This window comes from Priestia megaterium (assembly GCF_009497655.1).
GTDB lineage: Bacteria > Bacillota > Bacilli > Bacillales > Bacillaceae_H > Priestia > Priestia zanthoxyli.
In genome coordinates this window covers 4874267-4901048 of record NZ_CP023317.1, presented here as the reverse complement: position 1 = coordinate 4901048, position 26782 = coordinate 4874267, and the positions used below count along the sequence as shown (strand labels likewise).

30 protein-coding genes are annotated in these 26782 nt (G+C 38.9%); all 30 read left to right on the top strand.

Features of this window, described 5'->3' with window-relative positions:
* The first annotated feature begins 102 nt into the window (after positions 1-102).
* The 30 genes from spoIIR to CEQ83_RS25020 all read left to right on the top strand — a co-directional run bounded on the left by spoIIR (position 103) and on the right by CEQ83_RS25020 (position 26720).
* Positions 103-996, top strand: a complete 894-nt coding sequence (spoIIR, locus tag CEQ83_RS25165; protein ID WP_033580396.1) for a stage II sporulation protein R — start codon at positions 103-105, stop codon at positions 994-996.
* Between the two features lie 85 nt (positions 997-1081).
* Complete coding sequence (locus CEQ83_RS25160; protein ID WP_047749577.1) at positions 1082-1528, top strand: GNAT family N-acetyltransferase; 447 nt, start codon at positions 1082-1084, stop codon at positions 1526-1528.
* 193 nt (positions 1529-1721) lie between these two features.
* Positions 1722-2762, top strand: a complete 1041-nt coding sequence (locus tag CEQ83_RS25155) for an L-threonylcarbamoyladenylate synthase (RefSeq protein ID WP_028411978.1) — start codon at positions 1722-1724, stop codon at positions 2760-2762.
* Between the two features lie 67 nt (positions 2763-2829).
* Positions 2830-3390 (top strand): manganese efflux pump MntP, encoded by a 561-nt coding sequence (locus CEQ83_RS25150; RefSeq protein WP_028411979.1) that lies wholly within the window; start codon positions 2830-2832, stop codon positions 3388-3390.
* Between the two features lie 231 nt (positions 3391-3621).
* Complete coding sequence (locus tag CEQ83_RS25145) at positions 3622-4050, top strand: low molecular weight protein arginine phosphatase (RefSeq protein ID WP_028411980.1); 429 nt, start codon at positions 3622-3624, stop codon at positions 4048-4050.
* Positions 4051-4129: 79 nt separating this feature from the next.
* Positions 4130-4591: a ribose 5-phosphate isomerase B gene (gene rpiB / locus CEQ83_RS25140; protein WP_028411981.1), complete on the top strand. Its 462-nt coding sequence runs from the start codon at positions 4130-4132 to the stop codon at positions 4589-4591.
* A 35-nt stretch (positions 4592-4626) separates the two neighbouring features.
* Entirely contained in the window at positions 4627-5178 is a 552-nt protein-coding gene (locus tag CEQ83_RS25135) for a TIGR01440 family protein (RefSeq protein ID WP_028411982.1), read from the top strand.
* Between the two features lie 117 nt (positions 5179-5295).
* Entirely contained in the window at positions 5296-6540 is a 1245-nt protein-coding gene (locus tag CEQ83_RS25130; protein ID WP_013059811.1) for a serine hydroxymethyltransferase, read from the top strand.
* Positions 6541-6754: 214 nt separating this feature from the next.
* The gene (gene upp / locus CEQ83_RS25125) at positions 6755-7384 is read left to right on the top strand and encodes a uracil phosphoribosyltransferase (RefSeq protein WP_013059810.1); all 630 of its coding nucleotides are present in this window, start codon (positions 6755-6757) and stop codon (positions 7382-7384) included.
* Between the two features lie 22 nt (positions 7385-7406).
* Positions 7407-8558 carry a non-hydrolyzing UDP-N-acetylglucosamine 2-epimerase gene (gene wecB, locus CEQ83_RS25120; RefSeq protein WP_028411983.1) on the top strand — a complete coding sequence of 384 codons (1152 nt, stop codon included), beginning with the start codon at positions 7407-7409 and terminating at the stop codon, positions 8556-8558.
* A gap of 67 nt (positions 8559-8625) precedes the next feature.
* Positions 8626-10818 carry a S8 family serine peptidase gene (locus CEQ83_RS25115; protein ID WP_155017547.1) on the top strand — a complete coding sequence of 731 codons (2193 nt, stop codon included), beginning with the start codon at positions 8626-8628 and terminating at the stop codon, positions 10816-10818.
* Between the two features lie 297 nt (positions 10819-11115).
* Entirely contained in the window at positions 11116-11337 is a 222-nt protein-coding gene (locus CEQ83_RS25110) for an AtpZ/AtpI family protein (protein WP_013085464.1), read from the top strand.
* 6 nt (positions 11338-11343) lie between these two features.
* Positions 11344-11715 (top strand): ATP synthase subunit I, encoded by a 372-nt coding sequence (locus tag CEQ83_RS25105; protein WP_013059806.1) that lies wholly within the window; start codon positions 11344-11346, stop codon positions 11713-11715.
* A gap of 18 nt (positions 11716-11733) precedes the next feature.
* Complete coding sequence (gene atpB, locus CEQ83_RS25100) at positions 11734-12444, top strand: F0F1 ATP synthase subunit A (protein ID WP_013059805.1); 711 nt, start codon at positions 11734-11736, stop codon at positions 12442-12444.
* Between the two features lie 90 nt (positions 12445-12534).
* Complete coding sequence (atpE, locus tag CEQ83_RS25095; protein WP_013059804.1) at positions 12535-12747, top strand: F0F1 ATP synthase subunit C; 213 nt, start codon at positions 12535-12537, stop codon at positions 12745-12747.
* A 102-nt stretch (positions 12748-12849) separates the two neighbouring features.
* Positions 12850-13368 carry a F0F1 ATP synthase subunit B gene (locus CEQ83_RS25090; RefSeq protein ID WP_013085463.1) on the top strand — a complete coding sequence of 173 codons (519 nt, stop codon included), beginning with the start codon at positions 12850-12852 and terminating at the stop codon, positions 13366-13368.
* Entirely contained in the window at positions 13365-13910 is a 546-nt protein-coding gene (locus CEQ83_RS25085) for a F0F1 ATP synthase subunit delta (RefSeq protein WP_028411987.1), read from the top strand. Before CEQ83_RS25090 ends, CEQ83_RS25085 begins: the two co-directional genes overlap by 4 nt.
* A 15-nt stretch (positions 13911-13925) precedes the next feature.
* On the top strand, positions 13926-15434 hold the full coding sequence (atpA, locus tag CEQ83_RS25080; RefSeq protein WP_013085461.1) for a F0F1 ATP synthase subunit alpha: 1509 nt from the start codon (positions 13926-13928) through the stop codon (positions 15432-15434).
* 105 nt (positions 15435-15539) lie between these two features.
* Complete coding sequence (locus tag CEQ83_RS25075; RefSeq protein ID WP_013059800.1) at positions 15540-16397, top strand: F0F1 ATP synthase subunit gamma; 858 nt, start codon at positions 15540-15542, stop codon at positions 16395-16397.
* 36 nt (positions 16398-16433) lie between these two features.
* Entirely contained in the window at positions 16434-17855 is a 1422-nt protein-coding gene (atpD, locus tag CEQ83_RS25070; RefSeq protein ID WP_013059799.1) for a F0F1 ATP synthase subunit beta, read from the top strand.
* A gap of 26 nt (positions 17856-17881) precedes the next feature.
* Positions 17882-18286: a F0F1 ATP synthase subunit epsilon gene (locus tag CEQ83_RS25065; protein ID WP_028411988.1), complete on the top strand. Its 405-nt coding sequence runs from the start codon at positions 17882-17884 to the stop codon at positions 18284-18286.
* Between the two features lie 274 nt (positions 18287-18560).
* Entirely contained in the window at positions 18561-18797 is a 237-nt protein-coding gene (locus CEQ83_RS25060; protein WP_013059797.1) for a DUF1146 family protein, read from the top strand.
* 160 nt (positions 18798-18957) lie between these two features.
* Positions 18958-19698 carry a YwmB family TATA-box binding protein gene (locus CEQ83_RS25055; RefSeq protein WP_028411989.1) on the top strand — a complete coding sequence of 247 codons (741 nt, stop codon included), beginning with the start codon at positions 18958-18960 and terminating at the stop codon, positions 19696-19698.
* A 31-nt stretch (positions 19699-19729) separates the two neighbouring features.
* Positions 19730-21034: a UDP-N-acetylglucosamine 1-carboxyvinyltransferase gene (gene murA, locus CEQ83_RS25050; protein WP_028411990.1), complete on the top strand. Its 1305-nt coding sequence runs from the start codon at positions 19730-19732 to the stop codon at positions 21032-21034.
* Between the two features lie 161 nt (positions 21035-21195).
* Positions 21196-22218, top strand: a complete 1023-nt coding sequence (gene spoIID, locus CEQ83_RS25045; RefSeq protein ID WP_028411991.1) for a stage II sporulation protein D — start codon at positions 21196-21198, stop codon at positions 22216-22218.
* Positions 22219-22378: 160 nt separating this feature from the next.
* Positions 22379-23209, top strand: coding sequence for a stage II sporulation protein SpoIIQ (locus tag CEQ83_RS25040; RefSeq protein ID WP_028411992.1), 831 nt, complete (start codon positions 22379-22381; stop codon positions 23207-23209).
* A gap of 275 nt (positions 23210-23484) precedes the next feature.
* A complete protein-coding gene (gene spoIIID, locus CEQ83_RS25035) occupies positions 23485-23748 on the top strand; it encodes a sporulation transcriptional regulator SpoIIID (RefSeq protein WP_013059792.1) in 264 nt (87 codons plus the stop codon).
* Between the two features lie 186 nt (positions 23749-23934).
* Positions 23935-24936, top strand: coding sequence for a rod shape-determining protein (gene mreB / locus CEQ83_RS25030; RefSeq protein WP_013059791.1), 1002 nt, complete (start codon positions 23935-23937; stop codon positions 24934-24936).
* Between the two features lie 114 nt (positions 24937-25050).
* On the top strand, positions 25051-25875 hold the full coding sequence (locus tag CEQ83_RS25025; RefSeq protein WP_033580401.1) for a flagellar hook-basal body protein: 825 nt from the start codon (positions 25051-25053) through the stop codon (positions 25873-25875).
* A gap of 23 nt (positions 25876-25898) precedes the next feature.
* The gene (locus CEQ83_RS25020; protein WP_028411994.1) at positions 25899-26720 is read left to right on the top strand and encodes a flagellar hook-basal body protein; all 822 of its coding nucleotides are present in this window, start codon (positions 25899-25901) and stop codon (positions 26718-26720) included.
* Positions 26721-26782: the final 62 nt, after the last annotated feature.

Sequence of the window (26782 nt, the reverse complement as noted above, 5' to 3'; positions counted from 1 at the left end):
TTTCCCTTTGGTTTTTGAAAATCATGCATTTTTTTACTAAATTACTAGTTTAAGATATCTTGCTTTCGGCCATACTGTTCCTATGAAAGGGCGGTGGCCGAAATGAAGAAATATGCTATCATTTATTTTATTTTATTAATTATTGGAGCAAATGCTCAACTTATATATACACATAACCAAGTGCAGGCAGATCAGCCTGCAGTCATTCCAGACGAGGCAATTCGACTGCGTATTTTAGCAAACAGCGACGGTGAAAAAGATCAGTACGTAAAACGTCTGATTCGTGACCGTGTGAACGAACAAATTACAGAATGGGTAAAAGATTTAACATCTGTAACTGTAGCTCGAAAAACAATTAAAGAAAATTTGCCAGCGCTTGAGACAATTGCGAAAGAAGTGCTAAAAGAAGAAGGCGTAAATGAATCTGTTCACGTTAAATTCGGAAAAGTAGAGTTTCCTACTAAGTTGTACGGTCAGTTTTTATATCCAGCAGGTGAGTATGAAGCCGTGCTTATTACTCTTGGTAAAGGAGAAGGAGCAAACTGGTGGTGTGTACTATTTCCTCCTTTATGCTTCTTAGATTTTTCAAACGGTGAAGCGGTAAAAGCGCCAGAGCCATCTGAAGAAGAACCAAAGGCAGAAAAAGAAAAACCAGCAGCTTCTGAATTAAAATCTGCAGACAAAACAGATGATACGTCGGCTGAAAGTAAAGAACCCGCAGTGAAGACAGAAATTCAATCTGCAACTATTACATCGGATTCTATTAAGCAGAAAGCTGAGGAACCTTCTCAACCAACGGCATCTTCTAAAGAAGCAGCTGCAAAGGATACAAGCAACACAGCGAAAGAAGAAACAAGCGCTAAGGCTGAGAAAAAGGAAAGTAAGGAAGCTGAAAAGTCTGTTTCATCTAAGAAAAAAGCTGATGCTAAATCGAAAGAAGATTCTGTAGAAGTTAAGTTTTTTGTAGTAGAATGGGTATCGTCCGTATTTAATTAATAGAATCATTAAAAATAAAATTCAGTTCTACTTTTTTTAACCATCTCATAGATTTGTTACTAGAAAACAAGTTGAGGTGATTAAAATGAGAGAACAATTAAAAATTGCCAGTAAAAATGATTATATTCGAATTCAGAAGTTTTTACAAAAAGCGGGTATTAGCACAGCGGGTGTAGAAGAACATATTCATCAATTTGTCATCATGGAAAGTGATGAAGGCGAGCTGCTAGCAACAGTTGGGTTTGAAAAAGAAGGCATGGACGGAATTCTTCGCTCCCTTGTCGTGTCACCTTCTTTGATGCAATCTGATATTCTGCTGCTATTTAAAAGTATCGTTCAGCTGGCTCAAAAGCATGGTGTGAAGCAACTATATTTACTAACAAATAAGGCATCCTCTCTGCATTTTTTTCAAATGATGAATTTTCAGCAAACATCTTATAGTGCGCTACCTGATTTGTTAAAAGAACATTCGTATTTAAAACAGTTACCAAATCCTAAGGATGTCTACGTGATGTTTTATGCAGCTAGTTAAAAGGAAATGTGGATAAATCATTTTAATGGGGTATCCACAATGTTATTCACAAAAATCTAAGCTTTATCCACATTTTGTGGATAAAGCTTGTTTGCTGATATAATGAATGCATGTATTTTACTGTTTTTGATACATATTGTACTTTTAAAGTAAAAAAAAACCTAGATATAGAAAGAAAAAGGAGTTGAAGAAGATGGAAACTAAGTTATGGGTTGTGGATAATTTTATGAACGAAAAAGATATTTATCCACAGATAGAAGAAGCAGCAGATTTGCTGCGCAACCACGAAGTGGTTGCTTTTCCTACAGAGACGGTGTATGGATTAGGAGGAGATGCAACATCGGATAAAGCTGTGGATAAAATTTTTGCAGCGAAAGGACGTCCTAGTGATAACCCTCTTATTGTTCATATTGGAGATAAAGAGCAGCTGCATACATTTGTAGAGTCAATTCCTTCAAAAGCAGAGAAAGTGATTGATGCTTTTTGGCCAGGTCCTCTTACCGTGATATTACCTAAAAAAGATCAAGTTTCAGATAAGGTTACGGCTGGTTTAAACAGCATTGCAGTGAGAATGCCATCACATCCGGTAGCTCTTGCATTATTGAAAAAAGTGGCTTTGCCTATCGCGGCTCCTAGTGCAAACCTCTCCGGCAAGCCAAGCCCCACTTTAGCTCACCACGTGATGAATGATTTAGAAGGGCGTATTAGCGGAGTTGTAGACGGAGGAGCGACAGGGGTAGGAGTAGAGTCGACTGTCCTTGATTGTACTGAAGAGATTCCTATTATTTTACGTCCAGGCGGCATTACTCAGAAAGAGTTAGAAAGTGTAATTGGTCCCGTAAAAGTAGATCGAGCGTTAATAAGTGATAAAGAAGCGCCAAAATCTCCAGGTATGAAATATACGCATTACGCACCTGATGCACCGCTTGTCATTGTTGACGGCAGTTCAGATTTTTTCCAATCTATTATTGATCACTATCAAGATCAGGGTAAGCGAGTAGGGGTATTAACGACATCTGAACATGAAAATGTGTATAAAGCCGATGCCGTCATTACATGTGGATCTCGCTCAAATTTAGAGACGGTTGCTAGCCACTTATATGAGTCTCTTCGTTCATTTAATGAGTGCGATGTAGATATTATCGTTAGTGAAAGTTTTTCTGAAGAAGGAGTCGGTCATGCCGTTATGAATCGATTAATGAAAGCTGCAGGACATCACGTGATTAAGCAATAAAATTCATCTTCTAAACCTTTTCGAATGTGCATATTTTGAAATAGGAGCACGTCCGAGGAGGGTAAAGATGAATGTATCTCAGTTAATTAGTGAAATGATCACGTTAGTCATTATGGCGTTTGCCTTAGGAATGGATGCTTTCTCAGTTGGTTTGGGAATGGGGTTAATTCGTTTACGCTTTCGCCAAATTTTCTACATTGGTGTTGTTATCGGTATATTTCATATTTGGATGCCGCTATTGGGCATGTTTATTGGACGACTTTTGTCTGATAAACTTGGAATGTTTGCTACCTATGGCGGTGGAATTTTATTGCTGATTCTTGGGGCGCAGATGATTTATTCCTCCTTTAAGCATGACGATACGCCGTTTATCAAACCAGTTGGCTTTGGACTGTTATTTTTTGCGCTCAGCGTGAGTCTAGATAGTTTTTCTGTTGGACTTAGCTTAGGTATTTTTGGGGCAAGAACGTTTTTGACCATTATTGTTTTTGGCGTAGTGAGTATGCTATTAACTTGGTTAGGACTGTTGCTCGGCAGAAGAGTACAAGGCTGGCTTGGTTCATATAGTGAGGCACTGGGCGGGAGCATTTTATTAGCTTTTGGCATCAAATTGCTATTACCTTTTTAACTATATATAAATAGGTAAAGGATCATGACCATGCAGGTTATGGTCTTTTTTTGCTTCTTTTAAATTACAGCAATAAAAAAAGGAAAGCGAAGGTGTTTTTTTCAAGATAAATAAAGAGATCATGGATAAAAAACACCCAAAAAAGCTAACTGGATTTATGCAAGCAATAGAGATACAATAGGGTGGAATATCAACATAGTCGCACATAGTGAAAGCAAGGGAGGATGTATCTTGAAAAACATCTTATTTGTATGTACAGGAAACACGTGCCGCAGCCCTATGGCAGAAGCGTTGCTGAAAGCTAAAAAAATAGATGGAATAAACGTGAAGTCTGCAGGTGTATTCGCTTCAAATGGAAGTGAAGCTTCTGTTCATGCACAAGTTGCCCTTCAACAGAAAGGCATAGCTTGTTCTCATGCTTCGGCAGCATTAACGGAAGAACAATTGATGTGGGCTACTTATATTTTTACGATGACGGAGCAGCATAAAATGCTAATTTTGAACCAAGCTCCATACGTAAGTGATAAATTATTTACGCTAAAAGAATTTGCCGGCGAGCAAGGTGAAGTATCTGATCCGTTCGGCGGATCATTACAGACGTACGAACAGACTTTAGAAGAGTTAGAGCGTATGATTAACAAAATAGTCGACAAATTATAAAAGGTCCCATAAATTTTTGCAGACTTAAACTGAACAAAAATTAATAGAAGATGAAGGTATGTATGAGGAGGAAACAAAGATGAAAGTAGCTATTGCATCTGACCACGGCGGTATAAATTTACGACAGGAAATTATCTCTTTAATGGAAGAATTAAATATTGAATATGTGGATTTAGGGTGTGAATGCTCAGCATCTGTCGATTATCCGGATTATGCACTTCCCGTTGCTCAAAAAGTGGCGAGCCAAGAAGTAAGTCGAGGCATTCTTATTTGCGGAACAGGCATCGGTATGAGCATAGCAGCTAATAAAGTAAAGGGAATTCGCTGCGCTCTAGTGCATGATACGTTTAGTGCAAAAGCCACAAGAGAACATAATGATAGCAACATTTTAGCAATGGGTGAACGCGTCATTGGGCCGGGACTTGCACGTGAAATTGCGAAAATTTGGTTAACGACAGAATTTGAAGGCGGGCGACATGAAAATCGCGTGAATAAAATTAAACAGTATGAGCAGCAAAGTGATGCAACAGTAACGGCATAATGTGAACGTATTCAATGGAAGAAAGGAAGAAAAACGTGTCTGAACTTACGAAATGGAAAGAGCAGTTGGAAACAGTTTTATCTGATTTTTCAGCACAAGTGCAGTTATCTTCAGAACATACACTTGTCATTGGATGCAGTACAAGCGAGGTAATTGGTGAAAAAATAGGAACCGCAGGCGCAATGGAAGTTGCAGAAATGATCTTTGATACACTAGCAGATTTTCGAAAAAAAACGGGTGTCCACTTAGCATTTCAATGCTGTGAACATCTTAATCGAGCACTGGTAGTAGAAAGAGAATTAGCTCGTAAAGAACGCTTAGAAATCGTTAGTGTTGTTCCTATTCATAAAGCAGGTGGAGCGATGGCTACACAGGCCTATGGCCAGCTTAAAGATCCTGTTTTAGTAGAGTTTATTAAAGCTGATGCTGGGATTGATATTGGAGATACATTCATTGGTATGCATTTAAAGCATGTCGCAGTACCCGTTCGTTGTACGTTGAACGCAGTTGGACACGCTCATGTTACTTTAGCAAAGACGCGTCCAAAACTAATCGGTGGAATGAGAGCGTTTTACGAACTTTCGTAATTAAATATATTAAAATAATACACATTTTTTCTTTTTTATTCTAAATAAATCATGTTACAATGTAGTTGAATTAACAAATAACGAACATTGCGAATACGAAACGAGGAGAGGATTTTGATGGAGAAACAACTAATGCAACAAGATCCAGCAGTTTATAATGCGATCAAGGATGAATTACAAAGACAACGTACTAAGATTGAGCTAATTGCTTCAGAAAACTTTGTAACAACAGCGGTAATGGAAGCACAAGGTTCAGTTTTAACAAATAAATATGCTGAAGGCTATCCAGCTAAACGTTACTACGGTGGTTGTGAACACGTGGATGTAGTAGAAGACTTAGCTCGTGATCGTGCAAAAGAAATTTTCGGAGCAGAGCACGTGAACGTTCAACCTCACTCAGGTGCACAAGCAAACATGGCTGTATACTTCACTGTTTTAGAGGCTGGAGACACAGTACTTGGTATGAATTTATCGCACGGCGGTCACTTAACGCACGGAAGTCCTGTTAACTTTAGTGGTGTTCAGTACAATTTCATCGAATATGGTGTAGATCGCGAAACACATCGCATTAACTACGATGACGTATTAGAAAAAGCTCGTACACACAAACCAAAATTAATTGTGGCTGGTGCAAGCGCATATCCACGCGCAATCGACTTCAAGCGTTTCCGTGAAATCGCTGATGAAGTAGGCGCTTATTTAATGGTAGACATGGCTCATATTGCTGGTCTAGTAGCTGCAGGACTTCATCAAAATCCTGTGCCACATGCTCATTTCGTTACAACTACAACACATAAAACACTACGCGGACCACGCGGCGGTATGATTTTATGTAAAGAAGAATTTGCGAAAAAGATTGATAAGTCGATCTTCCCTGGTATTCAAGGTGGTCCATTGATGCACGTTATCGCTGCAAAAGCAGTAGCATTTGGTGAAGCATTACAAGATGAGTTTAAGCACTATGCTCAAAATATCATCGACAATGCTAATCGTTTAGCAGAAGGATTAAAGAAAGAAGGATTTGCTCTTGTATCTGAAGGAACAGACAATCACCTTGTGTTAATCGACGTAAGCTCAATGAATTTGACAGGTAAAGTAGCTGAAAAAGCGCTTGATGATGTAGGTATTACAACAAACAAAAATACAATTCCTTATGATGAGCAAAGCCCATTTGTAACAAGCGGTATCCGTATTGGTACAGCTGCGGTTACAACTCGCGGATTTGGCTTAGAAGAGATGGATGAAATTGCTTCTATCATCGGATTAACGCTTAAAAATATTGAAGATGAAGAAAAGTTAGCTGAAGCTAAAACACGTGTTGAAGCTTTAACAAGCAAGTTTGAAATGTATAAATCACTTTAAGAGAGACAGGCCTTTGTGCCTGTTTTTTTTATGGAGAAAGTGGTAGCAATTCAATCATTTTTTGAATAATGCTTGAACTCAAAAACTTTTTTCTGTAAAATGAATGCAATGTATAAATTTAATTAGCAAGAGATATGTTTTTACTAGTACGTACCATTCAATTCGTTGAATGGTATTTTAATGTGTACATCTTTATATATAAGGAGAGATATCAATGGGCAAAGTATACGTATTTGATCACCCGCTTATTCAACACAAATTAACTTACATACGCGATGTAAAAACGGGAACGAAAGAGTTTCGTGAATTAGTTGATGAAGTGGCAAGCTTAATGGCTTTTGAAGCAACACGTGATTTACCGCTAGAAGATGTTGAAATTGAAACACCGGTTTGCAAAACAAAGTCAAAAGTTATTGCAGGGAAAAAGCTTGGTATCGTTCCAATTCTTCGTGCTGGTATCGGCATGGTAGATGGATTTTTAAAACTAATGCCAGCTGCTAAAGTTGGACACGTTGGCTTATATCGTGATCCAGAAACATTACAGCCTGTTGAATATTATGTAAAGCTACCTAATGATGTAGAAGAGCGTGACTTTATTGTAGTAGATCCTATGCTTGCAACAGGAGGGTCAGCTGTAGAAGCAATCAACTCTCTGAAAAAAAGAGGCGCTAAAAACATTAAATTTATGTGTTTAATTGCTGCTCCTGAAGGCGTGGAAATTGTAAAAGAAGCACACCCTGACGTAGATATTTACATTGCAGCATTAGATGAAAAATTAAATGACCATGGATATATTGTTCCAGGTTTAGGTGATGCAGGGGATCGTTTATTCGGTACAAAATAATTTGTAGATTTGGGTGATGAACATGAAGCAGCCAATTAAAGTAATGACGATATTCGGGACAAGACCAGAAGCAATTAAAATGGCTCCTCTAGTATTAGAGCTTAAAAAGCGACCAGAAGAGTTCGAAGCAATTGTTACAGTAACGGCTCAGCACCGTGAAATGTTAGACCAAGTATTGAGCATCTTTGACATTCAGCCTGACTATGACCTGAACATTATGAAGGATCGCCAAACCCTTATGGACGTAACGACCAGAGGATTACAAGGCTTGGACGACGTAATGAAAAAAGTAAAGCCGGACATGGTACTTGTACACGGTGATACAACTACGACGTTTATTGCTGGGCTAGCAGCTTTTTATAATCAGATTCAGGTCGGGCATGTTGAAGCAGGTTTGCGCACATGGAATAAATATTCTCCATACCCGGAAGAAATGAACCGTCAGCTTACAGGTGTTCTCGCTGATTTGCACTTTGCTCCAACAGATAAGTCTGCAGCTAATTTGCAAGTAGAGAACAAAAAAGAAGAGCGAATCTTTGTGACTGGAAATACAGCTATCGATGCGTTAAAAACAACAGTAAAAGAGACATATGAGCATGAAGTGTTAACGAAATTGGGAGATGATCGTCTTATTTTGTTAACGGCACATCGCCGCGAAAATTTAGGCGAACCAATGAAAAATATGTTCCGTGCTGTTAAGCGTATTGTAGATGAACATGAAGATGTGCAAGTTGTGTATCCTGTTCATTTGAATCCAGTAGTTAGAGAAACAGCAAACGATATCTTAGGAAATGACCCGCGCATTCATTTAATTGAACCGTTAGATGTAATTGACTTCCATAACTTCGCTGAGCGCGCTCATATTATTTTGACAGATTCGGGCGGTGTTCAAGAAGAAGCTCCTTCATTAGGCGTACCTGTATTGGTACTTCGCGATACAACAGAGCGCCCGGAAGGAATTGAAGCAGGAACGCTCAAACTAGCAGGCACGGAAGAAGAAACGATTTATACGCTAGCAAAAGAGCTGTTAATAGATGAAGGCGTATATAAGCAAATGTCACAAGCATCGAATCCTTACGGAGACGGCTTAGCTTCTAAACGCATTTGTGATGCTATTAGCTACTATTTCAACCGCCGTGAAAACAGACCGGAAGCTTTTAATCCGCTTTCGTAAGATTTCTAAACACCTTTCACATGAAAAGCGTCTCTTTGAGACACGATAGTGTGAGAGGTGTTTTTTTATGTGGATTAAATGGTTAATGATTAGCTTTATATTGGGGAGTGGGGGAGGGCAAATGTCGCTCAATCCGACATTTCCTTCTATAAAACAAGAAATGAATCATCAGGAAAAATCAATCATTGTGATGATTAAAAAAGAAAAATTCACGAAATTTAAAAGTCAGCTACAAAAAAATTATCCTAATATAAAGATTAAGAGCGAATTTCACACGGTGTTTACAGGACTTTCATTAAACGGCTCCATCTCGGATTTGGAAAAACTATCTCAGAATCCATCTATTATTAGTTCACATTCTATTAAAAACTATCAGGTTACAGAAGAAAATAGCGTAACGTTCATTGGCTCAGAACAGGTAAGAGGCTTGTTTGATACTCACAATCAGCGCTTAACAGGAAAAGGGATCAAAGTAGGCGTTATTGATACGGGGGTTGATTATTCTCATCCTGATTTAAAACAAACCTACAGAGGGGGTTACGATGTAATAGATGAAGATTATGAGCCGATGGAAACCACTCGTGAGCAAGGAGAACCGACTCTGCACGGTACTCATGTAGCTGGTATTATTGCAGCGAATGGGAATATTACAGGCGTAGCACCCCAAGCGGAAATCTATGCATACCGAGCTCTTGGACCTGGAGGAGCTGGAACGTCTGAAAGTGTTATCCTAGCTATTGAAAAAGCAATTCAAGATGATGTAGATATTATTAATTTATCATTAGGAAATGATGTGAATGGCCCTGATTTACCAACAAGCTTAGCGTTAGATCGAGCTGTTGAAAAAGGAATTGTAACGGTTACATCTAGCGGCAATTCAGGTCCAGGTTTATGGACGGTGGGCTCTCCGGGTACAGCGGGAAAAGCTATTTCCGTTGGCGCTTCTGTTTCTCCGACAACAGTTCAATTTCTAACAATTGGATTTAACAAAGAAAAAATTATGATGGCGCCAGTAGAAGGGTCTCGTCCATGGACGTTTAATCAAACGCTGCGTGTAATAAATGAAGAAGATTCCAAAGAGCAAAAGCATGCGTCGGGTAACGTCATTTTGCTAAAAGCAGAAGGAAATGTGGTTCAAAAAAAGATTAAACAAGCTGAACAGGCGGGAGCAAAAGCGGTTATTTTATATAGCCCGACAGAAAAAAGCATAGTCAGTAAACTAAAAGAGTCAGTAAATATTCCCGTGATATGGGTAAGTAAAAAAAGCGGTGACACCATTACCCAACACATTCAGTCTCAACAACCGTACTTACGCACTGGCCAGCAAGTGGTGCAAGACTTGCTCACATCTTTCAGTTCAAGAGGGCCTGTAACGACTACTTGGGGAATCAAACCAGACGTCGTCGCACCAGGTTACTTCATTAATAGTACAGTTCCTGGAGGATATGAACGCATGCATGGCACAAGTATGGCTGCGCCCCATGTAGCTGGAGCGTGTGCGCTGATTTTACAAGCTCACCCGAACTGGTCTCCTGAACAAGTCAAAGCTTCATTGATGAACACCAGTAAAGTAATGCAGCAGCTAAACGGTCAAACGTATCGCGTATATGAACAAGGAGCGGGAAGAATTCAAATAGCAAAAGCCGTCACAGCAGAATCTTTGTTTTATCCATCTTCTTTATCTTTTGGTATTTTTACGCGTCCATCAAAGAAAGTTTTATCTTTTAAAATTGATAACCAGTCTGATAAAGCAAAAACGTATCGCTTAAACGTTCCAAAAAGGGATGAAGGAGTGAACTGGGATGTTCCATTACCCGTCACGGTGCCACCCCGTCAGACAAAAGAGATAGCTGTCACTTTATCGGTGCAGCCCCGTTTTAAAAATAAAGGTATATATGACGGATATTTGGAAATAAATGATTCACGTGAAACATTTTCGCTTCCCTATATGTACATGATTAGCATTCCAGATTATCCTCGTGTCATGGGATTGCAAGTAGCAGCGGAAAAAGAGAAAAATACGTATAGCTATGAACTGTTTTTGCCTGAAGGAGCAGATCAGTTAGGCGTCGCTCTTTTTGATAAGCAGTCTTTACAGTTTGTATCGTATTTAGATGTTGACGTGGATGTAGAAAGAGGCATGAGAAAACGAAAAATAACGATTGATGAATCGCTTGTACCAGGAGTGTACCAAATATTTGCATTTGTGAAAAAGCATAGACAAGAGCAGGTTGTACACAGTACAATAACGATTGAATGAACCTCTTTAAATGTTTTCATTTGAAGAGGTTTTATGTGTGGCAGAAATGTGAACAATAAGAAGAGATTGTGAAGTTTTTAGCTTAAACACATTGACATTAAATATACGCTATTGTATGCTTACAGGGAATATAAATGATAAGGTTTTCAACCTGTGAAAACCGTTGATATTTCTGCGTATTTTATTAGCTGTTTTTACCTTTTTTAGCAATTTTTTTTGCCTTTCTATCATATATTGAGCTATGAAAACGATAGAGAATTCGGAAAAAAGAAAATTTTGCAAAAGGGGTATGAGCTTATGAAAGATCGCAACCGTCATCCTTTGCAAGCGATGGCATTAGTGTCAATCATTCTATCACAGTTAGCAGGTTCAGTCTTAATTGGCTTATTCTCTGGAAGATGGGCTGATCAATGGCTTGACACCGAACCACTATTTTTGATTTTAGGCCTTCTTTCAGGGCTAGCAGCAGGTGTTTTTATGATGCTGCGGACAGTCCACCATTTTTTTTCAGGAGATTAATAATTCATGCAGGATTTGCAGCACGTTTTTCCAAGACTTCGTTCATACATATTGTATTTGTTAGCATTATACGTTCTCGGCTGGGGATTTACAAGTTATAAGGCTGTTTTTGCAGGTTTAATTTTAGGAACCGCCCTGAGTTTGTATAATTTGTGGAACTTAGTAAGAAAGTTTGAACAGTTTGGACAGGCGTTGGATGAGGGGAAAAAGCCCCGTTCAATTGGGACTGTTGTAAGATTTGCAACAGCTGCTCTCGCAGTTGTGATTACCATCTCTTATCCAAAAACCTTTCATATTATTAGTGTAGTTGTGGGATTAATGACGTATTATGTTGTCATTATCATAGATTTAGTTGTTCAAAATATGCGTAGAAGATAGAAAGAGAGGTGAACACAGTTGGGTCATGAATCACCAACTATAGAGTTTCTAGGCCTTACTTTTAGTCAAAGTAACTTGCTTATGGTTACCGTAGCTTCTGTTATTGTATTCTTAATTGCAGTTTTATGTACTCGTACTCTTGCTATGAAGCCAAGCGGTGCACAAAACTTTATTGAATGGGTCTTAGATTTTGTTAAAGGACTCGTTAATAGCAATATGGATTGGAAAACAGGTGGCCGCTTTTTGACGCTAGGTGTAACTTTACTTATGTACATTTTTGTGTCAAATATGTTGGGTCTTCCATTCGCCATCGTGATTGACCATAACTTATGGTGGAAATCGCCAACCGCTGATCCAGCAATTACGCTGACGTTAGCCGTTATGGTAGTTGTACTATCACATTATTATGGTATTAAAATGCGAGGTTTCTCTGCATACACGAAAGATTACTTCAAGCCAATGGCATTTTTATTCCCGCTTAAGATTATCGAGGAGTTTGCCAATACGTTAACGCTTGGCCTTCGTCTTTACGGTAATATTTATGCTGGGGAAATTTTGTTAAGCTTGCTAGCTGGTTTAGCAACAACAGGCTTCCTAGGTACAATTGGAGCTGCTATCCCAATGCTTTTATGGCAAGGATTCAGTATTTTTGTAGGCGCAATTCAGGCCTTCATTTTCACAATGTTAACGATGGTTTATTTATCTCACAAAGTGAGTAGCGACCATTAATTTATAAAGCTTTGTTCAAGTAATACCCAATTTGGACAAAACAAAACTTAGTTAAACAAAATCATATATATTAAGGGAGGACTTTATAAAATGGGTTTAATAGCATCTGCAATTGCGATTGGTTTAGCGGCACTAGGTGCTGGTATTGGTAACGGTCTTATCGTTTCTAAGACGATTGAAGGCACAGCTCGCCAACCAGAAGCACGTGGTACATTAACTTCAATGATGTTCGTTGGGGTTGCCTTAGTTGAGGCGCTTCCAATTATCGCCGTAGTTATTGCATTCATGGTACAAGGTAAATAATAATGTGTTACATGTGGCGAAGATCATTCAAAAGAACCTTCGCCATTACTTTATGTCTTTAAGAAGTAAATTATATATGTGGAGTCTCTGAAGGGAGTGAACATGGCCGTGTCGAACATGTTTGTGTTAGGAGCAGCAGGCATTAATGGTGGAGATATTCTTTTCCAATTAGTGATGTTCCTTATCCTACTTGCGTTACTTCAAAAATTCGCGTTTGGTCCTGTAATGGGAATCATGAAAAAACGTGAAGAGCATATTGCCGGTGAGATTGATGAAGCAGAAAAGCAAAATGAGGAAGCGAAGAAGCTTGTTGAAGAGCAGCGTGAAATCTTAAAGCAATCTCGTCAAGAAGTGCAAGTAATGATGGAAAACGCTAGAAAGTCTGCAGAAGATAAAAAAGAAGAAATCATTGCAGCAGCACGCGAAGAGTCTGAGCGTCTAAAAGCTGCAGCAAAACAAGAAATCGAACAGCAAAAAGATCAAGCAGTTGCTGCGTTACGTGAGCAAGTTGCTTCATTATCTGTTTTAATTGCGTCGAAAGTTATTGAAAAAGAACTTTCTGAACAAGATCAAGAGAAGTTAATTCATGAATATATCCAAGAAGTAGGGGATGTACGATGAGTCAACCAGCTGTAGCCAAGCGCTATGCACTAGCTCTTTTTCAATTAGCAACAGAAAAACAGATGATCGATGAAATGCAAGACCAGCTACAAATCGTTGAAGAGGTGTTTGCTAAAACACCTGAATTAATGGATGTATTAACTCATCCAAAAATTACAATTGAGCGAAAAAAACAGTTTGTAAGTGAGGCATTTGCTGAACTTTCACCAACTGTTCAACATACGGTTCTTCTATTATTAGAGCGTCACCGCATTCAAATTGTTAGCCAAATGGTGCAAGAGTATCGTTTCCTAGCGAACGAAGTACGTGGCGTGGCAGACGCAACTGTTTATTCTGTCAAACCTTTAAGCGCAGATGAGAAACGAGCAATCTCGCAATCATTTGCTTCAAAAGTTGGAAAACATACGTTAAATATTTCAAATGTAGTAGATAAAAGCCTAATCGGCGGCGTGAAGCTTCGCATTGGTAATCGTATCTATGATGGCAGCATTAGCAGCAAATTAGAAACGATCCACCGAGGACTTCTTGCACACAGATCGTAGATAGGGGTGAAATTCATGAGCATCAAAGCTGAAGAAATTAGTGCGCTGATCAAGCAGCAAATTGAAAACTATCAGTCTGAGATTAAAGTGAGTGATGTAGGTACTGTTATCCAAGTTGGGGATGGTATCGCACGTGCTCATGGCCTCGACAATGTCATGGCTGGAGAACTGGTTGAATTTTCAAATGGTGTCATGGGAATGGCACAAAACTTAGAAGAAAACAATGTAGGTATCATTATTTTAGGACCATATACAGAAATTCGTGAAGGTGACGAAGTTCGCCGTACAGGACGCATCATGGAAGTTCCAGTAGGGGAGCAGTTAATCGGTCGTGTTGTTAACTCATTAGGTCAGCCAGTAGACGGCTTAGGCCCGGTAGAAACAACAAAAACACGTCCAATTGAAGGTGCTGCACCTGGCGTTATGGATCGTAAATCAGTACATGAGCCGCTTCAAACAGGTATCAAGGCGATTGACGCACTTGTGCCGATCGGCCGTGGACAGCGTGAGTTAATTATCGGTGACCGTCAAACGGGTAAAACATCGGTAGCAATCGATACAATCTTAAACCAAAAAGATCAAGATATGGTATGTATCTATGTAGCGATTGGCCAAAAAGAATCAACAGTTCGTAACGTAGTAGAGACATTACGTAAACACGGTGCTCTAGATTACACAATCGTTGTAACAGCATCAGCTTCACAACCAGCTCCACTATTATTCTTAGCACCATACGCTGGAGTAACAATGGGTGAAGAGTTTATGTATAACGGTAAGCACGTACTTGTTATTTACGATGACTTAACAAAACAAGCATCAGCTTATCGTGAACTTTCATTACTATTACGCCGTCCTCCAGGTCGTGAAGCGTACCCAGGGGATGTATTCTATCTGCACTCTCGTTTATTAGAGCGTGCGGCAAAGTTATCGGACGCAAAAGGTGGAGGTTCATTAACAGCTCTTCCATTTATTGAAACGCAAGCAGGAGACGTATCTGCTTATATCCCAACGAACGTAATTTCGATTACAGACGGACAAATTTTCTTACAGTCAGATCTATTCTTCTCAGGCGTACGTCCTGCGATTAATGCTGGTCTTTCTGTATCACGTGTAGGGGGATCTGCACAAATTAAAGCGATGAAAAAGGTAGCAGGTACACTGCGTCTAGACCTTGCATCTTATCGTGAGCTTGAATCGTTTGCTCAGTTCGGTTCTGATCTTGACCAAGCAACTCAAGCAAAATTAAATCGAGGAGCGCGTACAGTTGAAATCTTAAAACAAGGTTTACACAAACCGCTTCGCGTAGAAAAACAAGTAGCTGTGCTTTACGCATTAACAAAAGGCTTCTTAGATGATGTTCCAGTATCAGATATTACACGCTTTGAAGACGAGTACTTAACATGGTTAGAATCAAACCGTAAAGAAGTACTTGAATCAATCCGTACAACTGGTGGCCTTCCTGAAGCTGGCGTATTCGAATCAGCACTTGAAGAATTCAAGAAAACATTTATTGCATCTGAATAATATATTGTCAGCATGGTATGTTAAGACAATCTTTCAATAAGGTGAAGGTGAACATTTGTTCACCTTTCATACCACGTGATCTTCTAAAACAAGGTGGTGAAACCTTTGGCATCATTACGTGATATACAAACTCGAATCACATCGACGAAAAAAACGAGCCAGATTACGAAAGCAATGGAAATGGTTTCAGCTGCAAAGCTGAATAGAGCGGAACAAAATGCAAAATCGTTTGTTCCATATATGGAAAAAATTCAAGAGGTAGTCTCAAGTGTAGCCCTAGGCAGCAGAGGCGCTTCACATCCAATGTTAACTGCGCGCAGCGTGAAGAAGACTGGTTATATCGTAATCACTTCAGATCGCGGTCTAGCAGGAGCATATAACAGTAATATTTTGCGAAAAGTATCTCAAGCTATTGAAGAACGCCATCAATCACCTGATGAATACGGTGTGATTGCAATTGGACGAGTAGGGAGAGATTTCTTCGTAAAACGCGGTATTCCGGTTTTGCTTGAAATCACAGGCTTAGCAGATCAGCCAGCTTTTGCTGACATTCAAGGAATTGCTTCACAAACAGTTCAAATGTTTGCGGACGGTACGTTTGATGAACTTTACTTATACTACAATCACTTTATCAATACGATTTCACAAGAAGTGACGGAGAAGAAGCTATTGCCTCTAACAGATCTTCAACCTTCTGGTAAACTTGTTGGTTATGAATTTGAACCATCACAAGAAGAGATTTTAGAAGTATTACTTCCTCAGTATGCAGAGAGTTTAATTTACGGCGGCCTGCTTGATGGAAAAGCAAGTGAGCATGCTGCTCGTATGACAGCGATGAAAAGTGCAACAGACAATGCAAAAGATCTTATCAATAATCTTACATTGTCATATAACCGTGCACGTCAAGCGGCAATTACCCAGGAAATTACGGAAATTGTTGGCGGAGCGGCAGCGTTAGAATAGAAAGTTTAATGGAAAAGCAAGTTAGGAGGGAACACGATGACAAAAGGACGCGTTACTCAAATCATGGGTCCAGTTGTAGACGTAAAGTTTGACAACGGACACCTTCCGGCAATTTATAACGCCCTTAAAATTTCACATAAACCGAGCAGTGCAAGTGAAGTTGCAATCGAATTAACATTAGAAGTTGCGATTCACTTAGGTGATAACACAGTTCGTACAGTAGCAATGTCATCCACTGACGGCTTAGTTCGTGGATTAGAAGTAGAAGATACAGGTGCAGCAATCTCAGTACCAGTTGGTGACGTTACGTTAGGTCGTGTATTTAACGTATTAGGTGAAAAAATCGACTTAGACGCCCCAATCGATGCAGGTGCACGTCGTGATCCGATCCACCGTCAAGCACCAAAGTTCGAAAATCTATCTACACAAGCTGAAATTCTTGAAACAGGTATTAAAGTAGTAGACTTATTAGCTCCTTACATTAAAGGTGGAAAAATCGGTCTATTCGGTGGTGCCGGTGTAGGTAAAACAGTATTAATTCAAGAGTTAATCAATAACATTGCTCAAGAGCACGGCGGTATTTCGGTATTCGCTGGTGTAGGTGAGCGTACGCGTGAAGGTAATGACTTATACCATGAAATGACAGACTCTGGTGTTATTAAGAAGACGGCTATGGTATTTGGACAAATGAATGAGCCGCCTGGTGCACGTCAGCGTGTTGCATTAACAGGATTAACAATGGCAGAATACTTCCGTGACGAACAAGGTCAAGACGTATTATTCTTTATCGATAATATCTTCCGTTTCACACAAGCGGGTTCAGAAGTATCAGCATTACTTGGCCGTATGCCATCAGCAGTAGGTTATCAGCCAACATTAGCGACAGAAATGGGTCAGCTTCAAGAGCGTATCACGTCAACAAGCGTAGGTTCTGTAACATCGATTCAAGCGATTTACGTACCAGCCGATGACTATACGGATCCAGCTCCAGCGACAACATTTGCTCACTTAGATGCAACAACAAACTTAGAGCGTAAATTATCAGAGATGGGTATTTACCCTGCGGTAGATCCATTAGCATCTACATCTCGCGCTTTATCTCCTGAAATTGTTGGAGAAGAGCACTATGCAATTGCGCGTCAAGTTCAACAAACGTTACAGCGTTATAAAGAGTTACAAGATATCATTGCAATCCTAGGTATGGATGAGTTATCTGATGAAGATAAACTTGTTGTACAACGTGCTCGTCGCGTTCAATTCTTCTTGTCTCAAAACTTCCACGTAGCAGAACAATTTACAGGTCAAAAAGGTTCTTATGTTCCTGTAAAAGAAACTGTTAAAGGATTTAAAGAGATCTTGGAAGGTAAATACGATCATTTACCTGAAGATGCGTTCCGTTTAGTTGGTCGCATTGAAGAAGTTATTGAAAATGCGAAACGTATGGGAGTAGAAGTTTAATTTAAGGGACATAGGAGGTTTTTTAAATGAAGACAATCCATGTCAGTGTAGTGACTCCTGATGGCCCAGTTTACGAATCAGAAGTGGAAATGGTAAGTACCCGAGCACAGAGCGGTGAGCTTGGTATTTTACATGGCCATATTCCGATGGTTGCTCCTTTACAAATTGGAGCCGTCCGCTTGAAGAAAGCAAGCAGTACAGAACTTGTGGCTGTTAGCGGAGGATTTCTTGAAGTAAGACCTGACAAAGTAACAATTCTTGCACAGGCTGCTGAAACAGCTGAAGCGATTGACGTAGCTCGTGCAGAAGAAGCGAAAAAGCGCGCTGAAATGCGCCTTGATAGCAAACAAGACGACGTTGATGTTAAGCGTGCTGAAATTGCCTTAAAACGGGCAGTCAATCGTTTAGATATTAGTCAACGTAAGTTCTAAAAAAAGCCCTCTCAAACGAATGAGAGGGCTTTTTTGCTCTATTATATAAAAGAGGAAGAGCAAATAGCATTCGTCTATGATTATATATTCTATTTAACTAAGCGTATCCGTCTTCTTTATTTTTCTTAATAATGGAAAAGGATCTTAAAATAGGGAATAAAATAAATGTTTTTCATGTTACCGTTTACGAATTTGCATAAGTGTGCTTTAATATGAAAAGAAGAGACGATGATCGTCTCTTCTTTTCATATGGTGTTTAAAAGGAGTGCTTTTATTGTTTGGAGGAATTGAGCAGCAAACGTTACTAACCATGATTTCACATTTGATTTTTATTGTGATTACTTGGTATGCTTTGCAAGGCTTTCAAATTGAAAAGCTGATGAAACCTAATCATGTGTTTCAAGCAAAATTAATGCTTATTTTATTGACCATTACTATTTCATCAACAGTAAGTAATTTCTTTTTGGATTATTTATTTTGGTCACAGCGCATTCCCTCATTTTTTCAATGATTGGCAAGCTATGAGTCTATGATAAAATAGACGTTCATTCGTTGAAGATATACGAATTTATACGCTGATGTATGTCGCTATGTCTAAATATGACGACCCTTTTCATGTATGTATCATCGCCTTCTGGAAAGACTGATGAGTACGGAGAGGGAGTGGCGAAATGTTTAAAAAAATTAGTGTCTTTTTGGCTATTTTCATTACTGGCTTATTCGTATATCATGGAAGTTATGTGAGCAATGCCCAAAACAATGAAACTACTATTGAGAAGATTGTTCACACCTTAAATAAGCAGCATGTTTCGTTAACTGAAGTATCGTTGTATGCAAGAGAAGAAGTAAAAGCTGTTACTGACCAAAAAACCTTCTATTCGCAAGCTGAAAGTATTAAAAGTAATTTTAGAGGTTTTAAATGGGAAGTGAAGAGGGAAAGAGACCTATGGAAAGCAATAGGTACACGCAAAAGTGAAGATGTGAACGAAGTCATTCTGTTAACTTATGCGATCGATGAACACAGCAATGCGTACATATCGTATCATGTAACGGGACAAGGTTTAAAAGAAAAAAATATGACCCATTTTCAAAATGTATTTCAGACAAATTATGAAAAAATTTTCCTGTCAGAACCCATAATTTTCTCTTGTGCAACAGGGGAAATCAATGATAAGATGGAAAGTGTTTTGTCTGTTGAAATTCAAGACCTATTACGAGCTTTCAATGCTAAACCAGTGGAATCTCTAGTGGAAGAGTCATTTACCTCTGTTTCAGCATATACTGGACTGTGGAAAGAAGCTCTTCAAACGAAAAAGCAGGAAATGAACTTACAAATTGCATTACGCAAGACAAGAATGGGCGGTCAAACAACCATAGTTGTTGGCACACCTATCATTACGTCTGAATATTAATATAGAGAAAATGGACGCGGAGGGGAATACCTTGGAAAAAATCATCGTCCGCGGTGGAAATAGATTAAGCGGTACAGTTAAAGTTGAAGGAGCAAAAAACGCCGTTTTACCTATTATCACTGCAACCTTATTAGCTAGTGAAGGAAAAACAATTCTAAATGATGTACCAGCTCTCTCCGATGTATTTACGATTGGCGAAGTTTTAAGACATCTGAATGCAGAAGTAGATTTTGAAACAAATCGTGTAGTTGTAGATGCATCAAGAGAGTTAAAAACAGATGCACCTTTTGAATATGTAAGAAAAATGCGCGCTTCAGTACTTGTAATGGGTCCTTTATTGGCGCGTATGGGTGAGGCTCGTGTAGCTTTACCTGGTGGATGTGCGATTGGATCAAGACCGATTGATCAGCACCTTAAAGGATTTGAAGCAATGGGTGCTAAAGTTCAAGTAGGAAATGGTTTTATTGATGCAAAAGTTGAAGGAAGACTAAAAGGTGCTAAAATTTATTTAGACTTCCCAAGTGTAGGTGCCACAGAAAATATTATGATGGCAGCAGCATTAGCGGAAGGCACTACAATTATGGAAAACGTAGCAAAAGAACCTGAAATTGTCGACTTAGCAAACTTCTTAAACGCAATGGGCGCTAAAGTTCGCGGTGCAGGAACTGGTACGATCCGTATTGAAGGTGTTAATAAATTATATGGTGCAGAACATGCAATTATTCCAGATCGTATCGAAGCTGGAACATTCATGGTAGCAGCAGCTATTACAGGTGGAAACGTACTTGTACGCGGTGCAGTAGCAGAGCACATCAGTTCACTTGTTGCTAAAATGGAAGAAATGGGTGTTGAAATTACTGAAGAAGGCGACGGCTTACGTGTTGTAGGACCTGAAAAGCTAAAATCAGTAGATATTAAAACAATGCCTCATCCAGGGTTCCCTACGGATATGCAATCTCAAATGATGGCATTATTATTAGCAGCAGAAGGCACAAGTATGATTACAGAAACAGTTTTTGAAAACCGCTTTATGCACGTAGAAGAGTTTCGCCGCATGAACGCTGATATTAAAATTGAAGGACGCTCTGTTATTATTAACGGACCTTCTCAACTACAAGGCGCTGAAGTAGCAGCAACAGATCTTCGTGCAGCAGCAGCGTTAACATTAGCAGGACTTGTAGCAGACGGTTATACGCGTGTAACGGAATTAAAACACCTTGATCGTGGTTATGTAAATTTCCACAATAAATTAGCCGCTTTAGGCGCTGATATTGAACGTGTAAATGACGAAACAAAGCAGGTAGAACAAACTCAACAGGCTTCAGACGTCAAGTAAATATGTCATAAAAAAGCATCTCATAGCGAGATGCTTTTTTTGTCGTTGGACGACCCTTATGGCCGGTTTGCTGTCATAAAAGGTTGTCCACCTCCATACATATGGAATATAGGGATATAGGTGTTCCTTGTCAAAATAATAGATATGGAGGCTAGGCGTTCATGAAACAAGCAAAGCCAATCGTCGTACTAGGAGTCATCTTTTTTTTCGTTGTGTTACTCATCCCAACACTTCTCGTTGTTCCTTTTACTGAAAAGACAGATGGAAAGCTACATGAAAATGTCAAACAGACCCCAAAAACCGAAAAACTACAAAAAGTGACAGCGTCTCCTCTTGATGTCAGTGTTTATCGTACGGAAACGAAAAAAGTAGAAAAACTGCCGCTCGAAGACTATCTTGTAGGGGTAGTAGCAGCTGAAATGCCTGCTACTTTTGAACTTGAAGCACTTAAGGCTCAAAGTTTGGCAGCCAGAACCTATATTGTGCAAACTATGATGAATGGAAATAGTCATCTTCCCCAAGGAGCGGATGTGACTGATACCGTAGAGTACCAAGTATATTTAAATAAAGATGAGCTAAGAAGCCGATGGAACAAAGACTATGATTGGAAAATCAAAAAAATTCAAGAAGCAGTGAAGGACACCCAAGGTCAAATTCTTACGTATAAAAATAAGCCAATTAATGCTACGTTCTTTTCTACCAGCAATGGTTACACTGAAAATTCAGAAGCGTATTGGAAGAATTCCATTCCTTATCTAAAAAGTGTAGCTAGTCCATGGGATAAAAAGTCTCCTGAATTTACAAATCAGAAAGTAATGTCTGTTGCTAGCTTTGAACAGAGGCTTGGAGTGAAATTAACAAACAGTGGATCAGTAGGTGAAATCGTCTCTAGAACGCCGGGGCAGCGCGTAGATTACGTAAAGATAAACGGTAAAGAACTGTCGGGAAAAGATGTTCGGGAAAAACTGGATTTATCGTCAGCCGACTTTCATTGGACAAAAAAAGGGAACGAAATTATCATCAATACAAAAGGATATGGACATGGTATTGGGATGAGTCAGTACGGAGCAAATGGTATGGCACTGGAAGGAAAAACGTATAAAGATATTGTTACTCATTATTATACAGGTGTTGCGATTACTCCTAACGATCAGTTTGTTGCACAATTGACAGCTAAACGCTAATTCAACGACCCTTATAGCAGGGTCTTTTTTATGTTTTTCACTTTTTTTAAATAAAATGTATATTTTAGATTCATCTGTTGAAAAATAATCGAAAAAATTTTTTATCGCTGTGTATATATTCATTCAATTGTGTTCAGACTGATTGCTGAGGTGATGATATATGAGAGAGGAAGAAAAGAAACGTACTTCTCCAAAATCGAAAGTTCAAAAATTAGTTAGAAAGCGTTGGGTGTTCCCGGCTATCTATTTAGCGAGTGCAGCAATTATTCTTACAGCAGTCCTTTGGTTTCAAGCTAATGGAAATGATATTAGCAAAGAAGACAAAAGCGGCTATAGCCAAGACGGTACGGCTTATCGAGACGACGCTGTAGAGGTAAATGCTTCGCTTGAAAATTTAAAAATGCCAGTTGCTAGTGAAGCATCAGCTATCGTGAAAAAGCCTTTCTACGACGATCAAGCATCTGAAAAACAACAAGAAGAAGCACTAGTTTTCTACAACAATACGTATCATCCAAACACAGGTGTTGATTTAGCTGTTAAGGGAGATAAATCATTTGATGTTGTAGCAGCAGCTAGCGGTACAGTAACAAAAGCAACAAAAGATCCTTTACTAGGTTATGTAGTAGAAATTGATCACAAAGATGGTTTAGTAACACAGTATCAATCTCTTGAGAAAGCTGATGTAGAAGTAGGAGATATTGTTAAACAAGGCCAAACGATCGCAAAAGCTGGAAAAAGCTTATATAATCAAGAAGCAAAAACACATGTGCACTTTGAAGTTCGTAAAGATGGTGTAGCAATTAATCCAAGCAGTTATTTTGGAAAATCGGTTAGTTCTATCAAAGAAGTCAAAGCAACTGAAGTGACAGAACCAAAAGACGACTCTTCTTCTGAAGAATCAAAGGATAGCGAAAAATCATCTGATGAAAAGACTAAAGAAGATAAAGATTCAAAACAACCTTCAACAGATACGTCTAAACCAAATGCATAAAGCAAGACCATAAATACGAAAAGAAGCTGGATAAAACCGAGCTTCTTTTTTTATGAATTTTTCTAAAATGAGATGCATTATGTTAAAAAAGTAAATAAAAAACACTAAATTTTCAAAAAAATATAAGAAATCACTTGTCCTTACTGACTTTTCTAGCATATATCTGCACACAAGCTAATAAACTGTTACAAACCTATAAAGAGAATGTTAGAAAAGGGATAATATATACATTCCCTTGGATACTTCTCATATCCAATTTGGGGAGGGCGAGTAGTGTGCACGATTACATCAAAGAGAGAACTATCAAGATTGGAAAGTATATTGTAGAAACAAAGAAAACAGTTCGTGTAATTGCGAAAGAATTTGGCGTTTCGAAAAGTACTGTCCATAAAGATTTAACAGAGCGTCTACCAGAAATAAATCCTGAGTTAGCAAATGAAGTAAAAGAAATTCTTGATTACCATAAATCTATTCGGCATTTGCGTGGAGGAGAAGCAACAAAATTAAAGTACAAAAAAGAAGAAGAAACTGTAAAGTAAAAGAATGCCCGATATTGCCTTTTTTATAGAGGTAGTATAGGGCATTTTAATTTTTGGATAAAATAGGTATATAATAAATATTTTTGCTAATAACAACATACATATACAAATTGTGATAAAATAGTAAATTAGGAAAAAAGAATGGTTATCATGCAAAGATATGTAAATAGAAGGAGGATTTAAGGTATGTTAGCAAAAGACATTGGTATCGATTTAGGTACAGCTAACGTCTTAATTCACGTTAAAGGCAAAGGAATTGTGTTAAATGAACCGTCTGTTGTGGCGATTGATAAAAATACAAATAGAGTGCTAGCAGTAGGGGAAGAAGCGAGACGTATGGTAGGAAGAACGCCCAGTAATATTATTGCCATTCGTCCATTAAAAGATGGCGTTATCGCTGACTTCGAAATTACCGAGTCTATGCTCAAACACTTTATTAATAAATTAAATGTAAAAGGTTTTTTATCCAAGCCTCGTATTTTAATTTGTTGTCCAACAAATATTACCTCTGTTGAACAAAAAGCAATTCGCGAAGCTGCTGAAAAAAGCGGTGGAAAAACCATTTATTTGGAAGAAGAACCAAAAGTCGCGGCTATTGGCGCTGGAATGGATATCTTTCAGCCGAGCGGAAACATGGTCGTAGATATTGGTGGAGGTACAACCGATGTGGCTGTCCTTTCAATGGGCGATATTGTAACAGCAGCTTCTATTAAGATGGCTGGTGATCGTTTTGATGCGGAAATTTTGCAGTACATTAAGCAAAAATATAAGCTCTTAATTGGAGAGCGTACAGCAGAAGAAATTAAAGTGAAAATTGGCACAGTGTTTCCTAAAGCTCGTAATGAAGAGCTGGACATTCGAGGGCGAGACATGGTTTCAGGCTTACCTCGTACGGTTACTGTTTATTCTGAGGAAGTAGAGGAGGCACTTAGAGAGTCTGTCAGCGTCATTGTACAAGCTTCGAAAAGTGTATTAGAGCGTACACCTCCCGAACTTTCTGCCGATATTATAGACAGAGGCGTTATTTTAACTGGCGGTGGAGCATTGCTTCACGGTATGGATCAGCTGTTAGCGGAAGAATTAAAGGTGCCTGTGCTAATTGCAGAAAATCCAATGGGTTGTGTAGCTGTTGGAACAGGTATTATGCTTGATAATATTGATAAACTATCTCGTCGCAATATTGTTTAAATAAATGAAGACTCCTCTATTGGCTCGTTTCATACAGAGGAGTCTCTTCTTTTATTTATTATACTCTGTCAGCCGGCTATAACGAACAACGTTTACTTGTAAGGAGGATGAAGTATGTTTAAAGGGTTTTACACGGCAGCAGCGGGTATGCTGTCTCAGCAGCGTCAAACTGACTTATTAACGAATAACATAGCAAATGCTAATACGCCAGGATTTAAAGCAGATCAAGGTACGTTAAAGGCATTTCCTGATATGTTACTGCAGCGAATGGAATCTGAAGATTTACCCACTGACCGTAACATCTCTGTTCAGAACAAAAAAGACATAGGTACAATTAATACGGGTGTGTATATGCAAGAAACAGTTCCAAATTTTACACAAGGTGATCTTCAGCAAACGTCTCAATCAACTGATATTGCATTGATGGAGCAAAATATGCCTACAAAAGAGGGCGGCCTATTTTTTGTGGTACAAAGCCCTAATAATACGCCTCAATATACAAGAAACAGTAATTTTACATTAGATCAAGAAGGGTTTTTAACTACGTCTACGGGAGCTTATGTATTAAATACAAATAATCAGCCAATTCAACTGAAAAGTGAAAACTTTACAGTTGATTCACAGGGTAACGTAACGGAAAATAATCAGCAGATTGCACAAATCGGTATTGCTTATTCTAGTGATTTACAAACGATTAAAAAGGCAGGGAATGGATTGTATGAAACGTTGAACAATCAGTCCTTGCCTTCAGCAAGAAATAATCCAGGCATTTCTTATCAGTTAAAGCAAGGATTTGTTGAACGTTCCAATGTAGATGCTGCTCAAAGTATGACGGATTTACTAACAGCTTACAGAGCTTTTGAAGCAAATCAAAAAATAATGCAAGCTTACGATAGAAGCATGGATAAAGCGGCAAATGAAATTGGACGTGTGCGCTAAAAGCAACAGGGGAGATGAAGAGAATGAACCGTACAATGATAACAGCGGCTAATACAATGGGGCAGCTACAGCAGCAGCTTGATGTCATCAGTCACAATTTATCTAATACAAATACGACAGGATATAAATCGAGAGACGCTTCATTTAACGATATGCTGTATCAACAAGTAAATAATCAAGTAGACCAGGGAACAGAAAAGCGGCTTACACCGTCTGGAATTCGACAAGGTTCAGGAGCTTATCTAGACCAAACACGCTTAAATATGACGCAAGGTGCTTTTGAAAGTACAGACAAACCATTAGATGTAGCTGCATCAAATCCAAACGTTTATTTTCAAGTTGCCGTAAACGATTCCGAACAGCCTGTACAATATACGCGAGATGGTTCATTTCACCTTAGGCCTGAAGGCCCCAACAATGTTAAATTAGTAAACGGTTCTGGCCAGGATGTGCTGGGGGAAAATGGTCAAGCTATTATTTTCAGTAACGCATTTAAAGATATACAGATTGATGGAAGTGGAACGATAACGGTTACTACGAATACGGGCGTTGACCAGTTTACCCTTGGGTTAACAAATGTCCAAAAGCCGCAGGAGCTAGAAGCTAAAGGAGAAAATCTATTTGCTTTTCCAGCTGGGATGAACCAACCGAATATGTTTACAGATCTGACTGGAAAAGCTCGAGAAACAGCAGGCGTAGATCAAGGGAAATTGGAACAGTCAAATGTAGATTTGAGCAAAGAACTCACTGATATGTCCATTGCCCAACGTGCGTATCAGTTTAATTCCCGCTCTATTTCAATTGCAGACCAAATGATGGGCTTGGTGAATGGAATCAGAGCTTAAGCAAGTAGTTGCTTCTCAATTGAGCATTCTGTATATTGATAATAGTATCGTATGTTACATGC

Bases quoted from the DNA above. Each gene is read 5' to 3' on its own strand.
- CEQ83_RS25090 (WP_013085463.1), top strand. From the start codon at position 12,850: ATGGCCGTGTCGAACATGTTTGTGTTAGGAGCAGCAGGCATTAATGGT.
- CEQ83_RS25105 (WP_013059806.1), top strand. From the start codon at position 11,344: ATGCAGGATTTGCAGCACGTTTTTCCAAGACTTCGTTCATACATATTG.
- spoIID (WP_028411991.1), top strand. From the start codon at position 21,196: ATGAAACAAGCAAAGCCAATCGTCGTACTAGGAGTCATCTTTTTTTTC.
- CEQ83_RS25055 (WP_028411989.1), top strand. From the start codon at position 18,958: ATGTTTAAAAAAATTAGTGTCTTTTTGGCTATTTTCATTACTGGCTTA.
- atpA (WP_013085461.1), top strand. From the start codon at position 13,926: ATGAGCATCAAAGCTGAAGAAATTAGTGCGCTGATCAAGCAGCAAATT.
- wecB (WP_028411983.1), top strand. From the start codon at position 7,407: ATGAAGCAGCCAATTAAAGTAATGACGATATTCGGGACAAGACCAGAA.
- atpE (WP_013059804.1), top strand. From the start codon at position 12,535: ATGGGTTTAATAGCATCTGCAATTGCGATTGGTTTAGCGGCACTAGGT.
- CEQ83_RS25020 (WP_028411994.1), top strand. From the start codon at position 25,899: ATGAACCGTACAATGATAACAGCGGCTAATACAATGGGGCAGCTACAG.
- CEQ83_RS25085 (WP_028411987.1), top strand. From the start codon at position 13,365: ATGAGTCAACCAGCTGTAGCCAAGCGCTATGCACTAGCTCTTTTTCAA.
- CEQ83_RS25065 (WP_028411988.1), top strand. From the start codon at position 17,882: ATGAAGACAATCCATGTCAGTGTAGTGACTCCTGATGGCCCAGTTTAC.
- CEQ83_RS25130 (WP_013059811.1), top strand. From the start codon at position 5,296: ATGGAGAAACAACTAATGCAACAAGATCCAGCAGTTTATAATGCGATC.
- CEQ83_RS25160 (WP_047749577.1), top strand. From the start codon at position 1,082: ATGAGAGAACAATTAAAAATTGCCAGTAAAAATGATTATATTCGAATT.
- spoIIR (WP_033580396.1), top strand. From the start codon at position 103: ATGAAGAAATATGCTATCATTTATTTTATTTTATTAATTATTGGAGCA.
- CEQ83_RS25040 (WP_028411992.1), top strand. From the start codon at position 22,379: ATGAGAGAGGAAGAAAAGAAACGTACTTCTCCAAAATCGAAAGTTCAA.
- rpiB (WP_028411981.1), top strand. From the start codon at position 4,130: ATGAAAGTAGCTATTGCATCTGACCACGGCGGTATAAATTTACGACAG.
- upp (WP_013059810.1), top strand. From the start codon at position 6,755: ATGGGCAAAGTATACGTATTTGATCACCCGCTTATTCAACACAAATTA.
- CEQ83_RS25025 (WP_033580401.1), top strand. From the start codon at position 25,051: ATGTTTAAAGGGTTTTACACGGCAGCAGCGGGTATGCTGTCTCAGCAG.
- atpD (WP_013059799.1), top strand. From the start codon at position 16,434: ATGACAAAAGGACGCGTTACTCAAATCATGGGTCCAGTTGTAGACGTA.
- CEQ83_RS25115 (WP_155017547.1), top strand. From the start codon at position 8,626: ATGTGGATTAAATGGTTAATGATTAGCTTTATATTGGGGAGTGGGGGA.
- CEQ83_RS25150 (WP_028411979.1), top strand. From the start codon at position 2,830: ATGAATGTATCTCAGTTAATTAGTGAAATGATCACGTTAGTCATTATG.
- CEQ83_RS25155 (WP_028411978.1), top strand. From the start codon at position 1,722: ATGGAAACTAAGTTATGGGTTGTGGATAATTTTATGAACGAAAAAGAT.
- mreB (WP_013059791.1), top strand. From the start codon at position 23,935: ATGTTAGCAAAAGACATTGGTATCGATTTAGGTACAGCTAACGTCTTA.
- CEQ83_RS25110 (WP_013085464.1), top strand. From the start codon at position 11,116: ATGAAAGATCGCAACCGTCATCCTTTGCAAGCGATGGCATTAGTGTCA.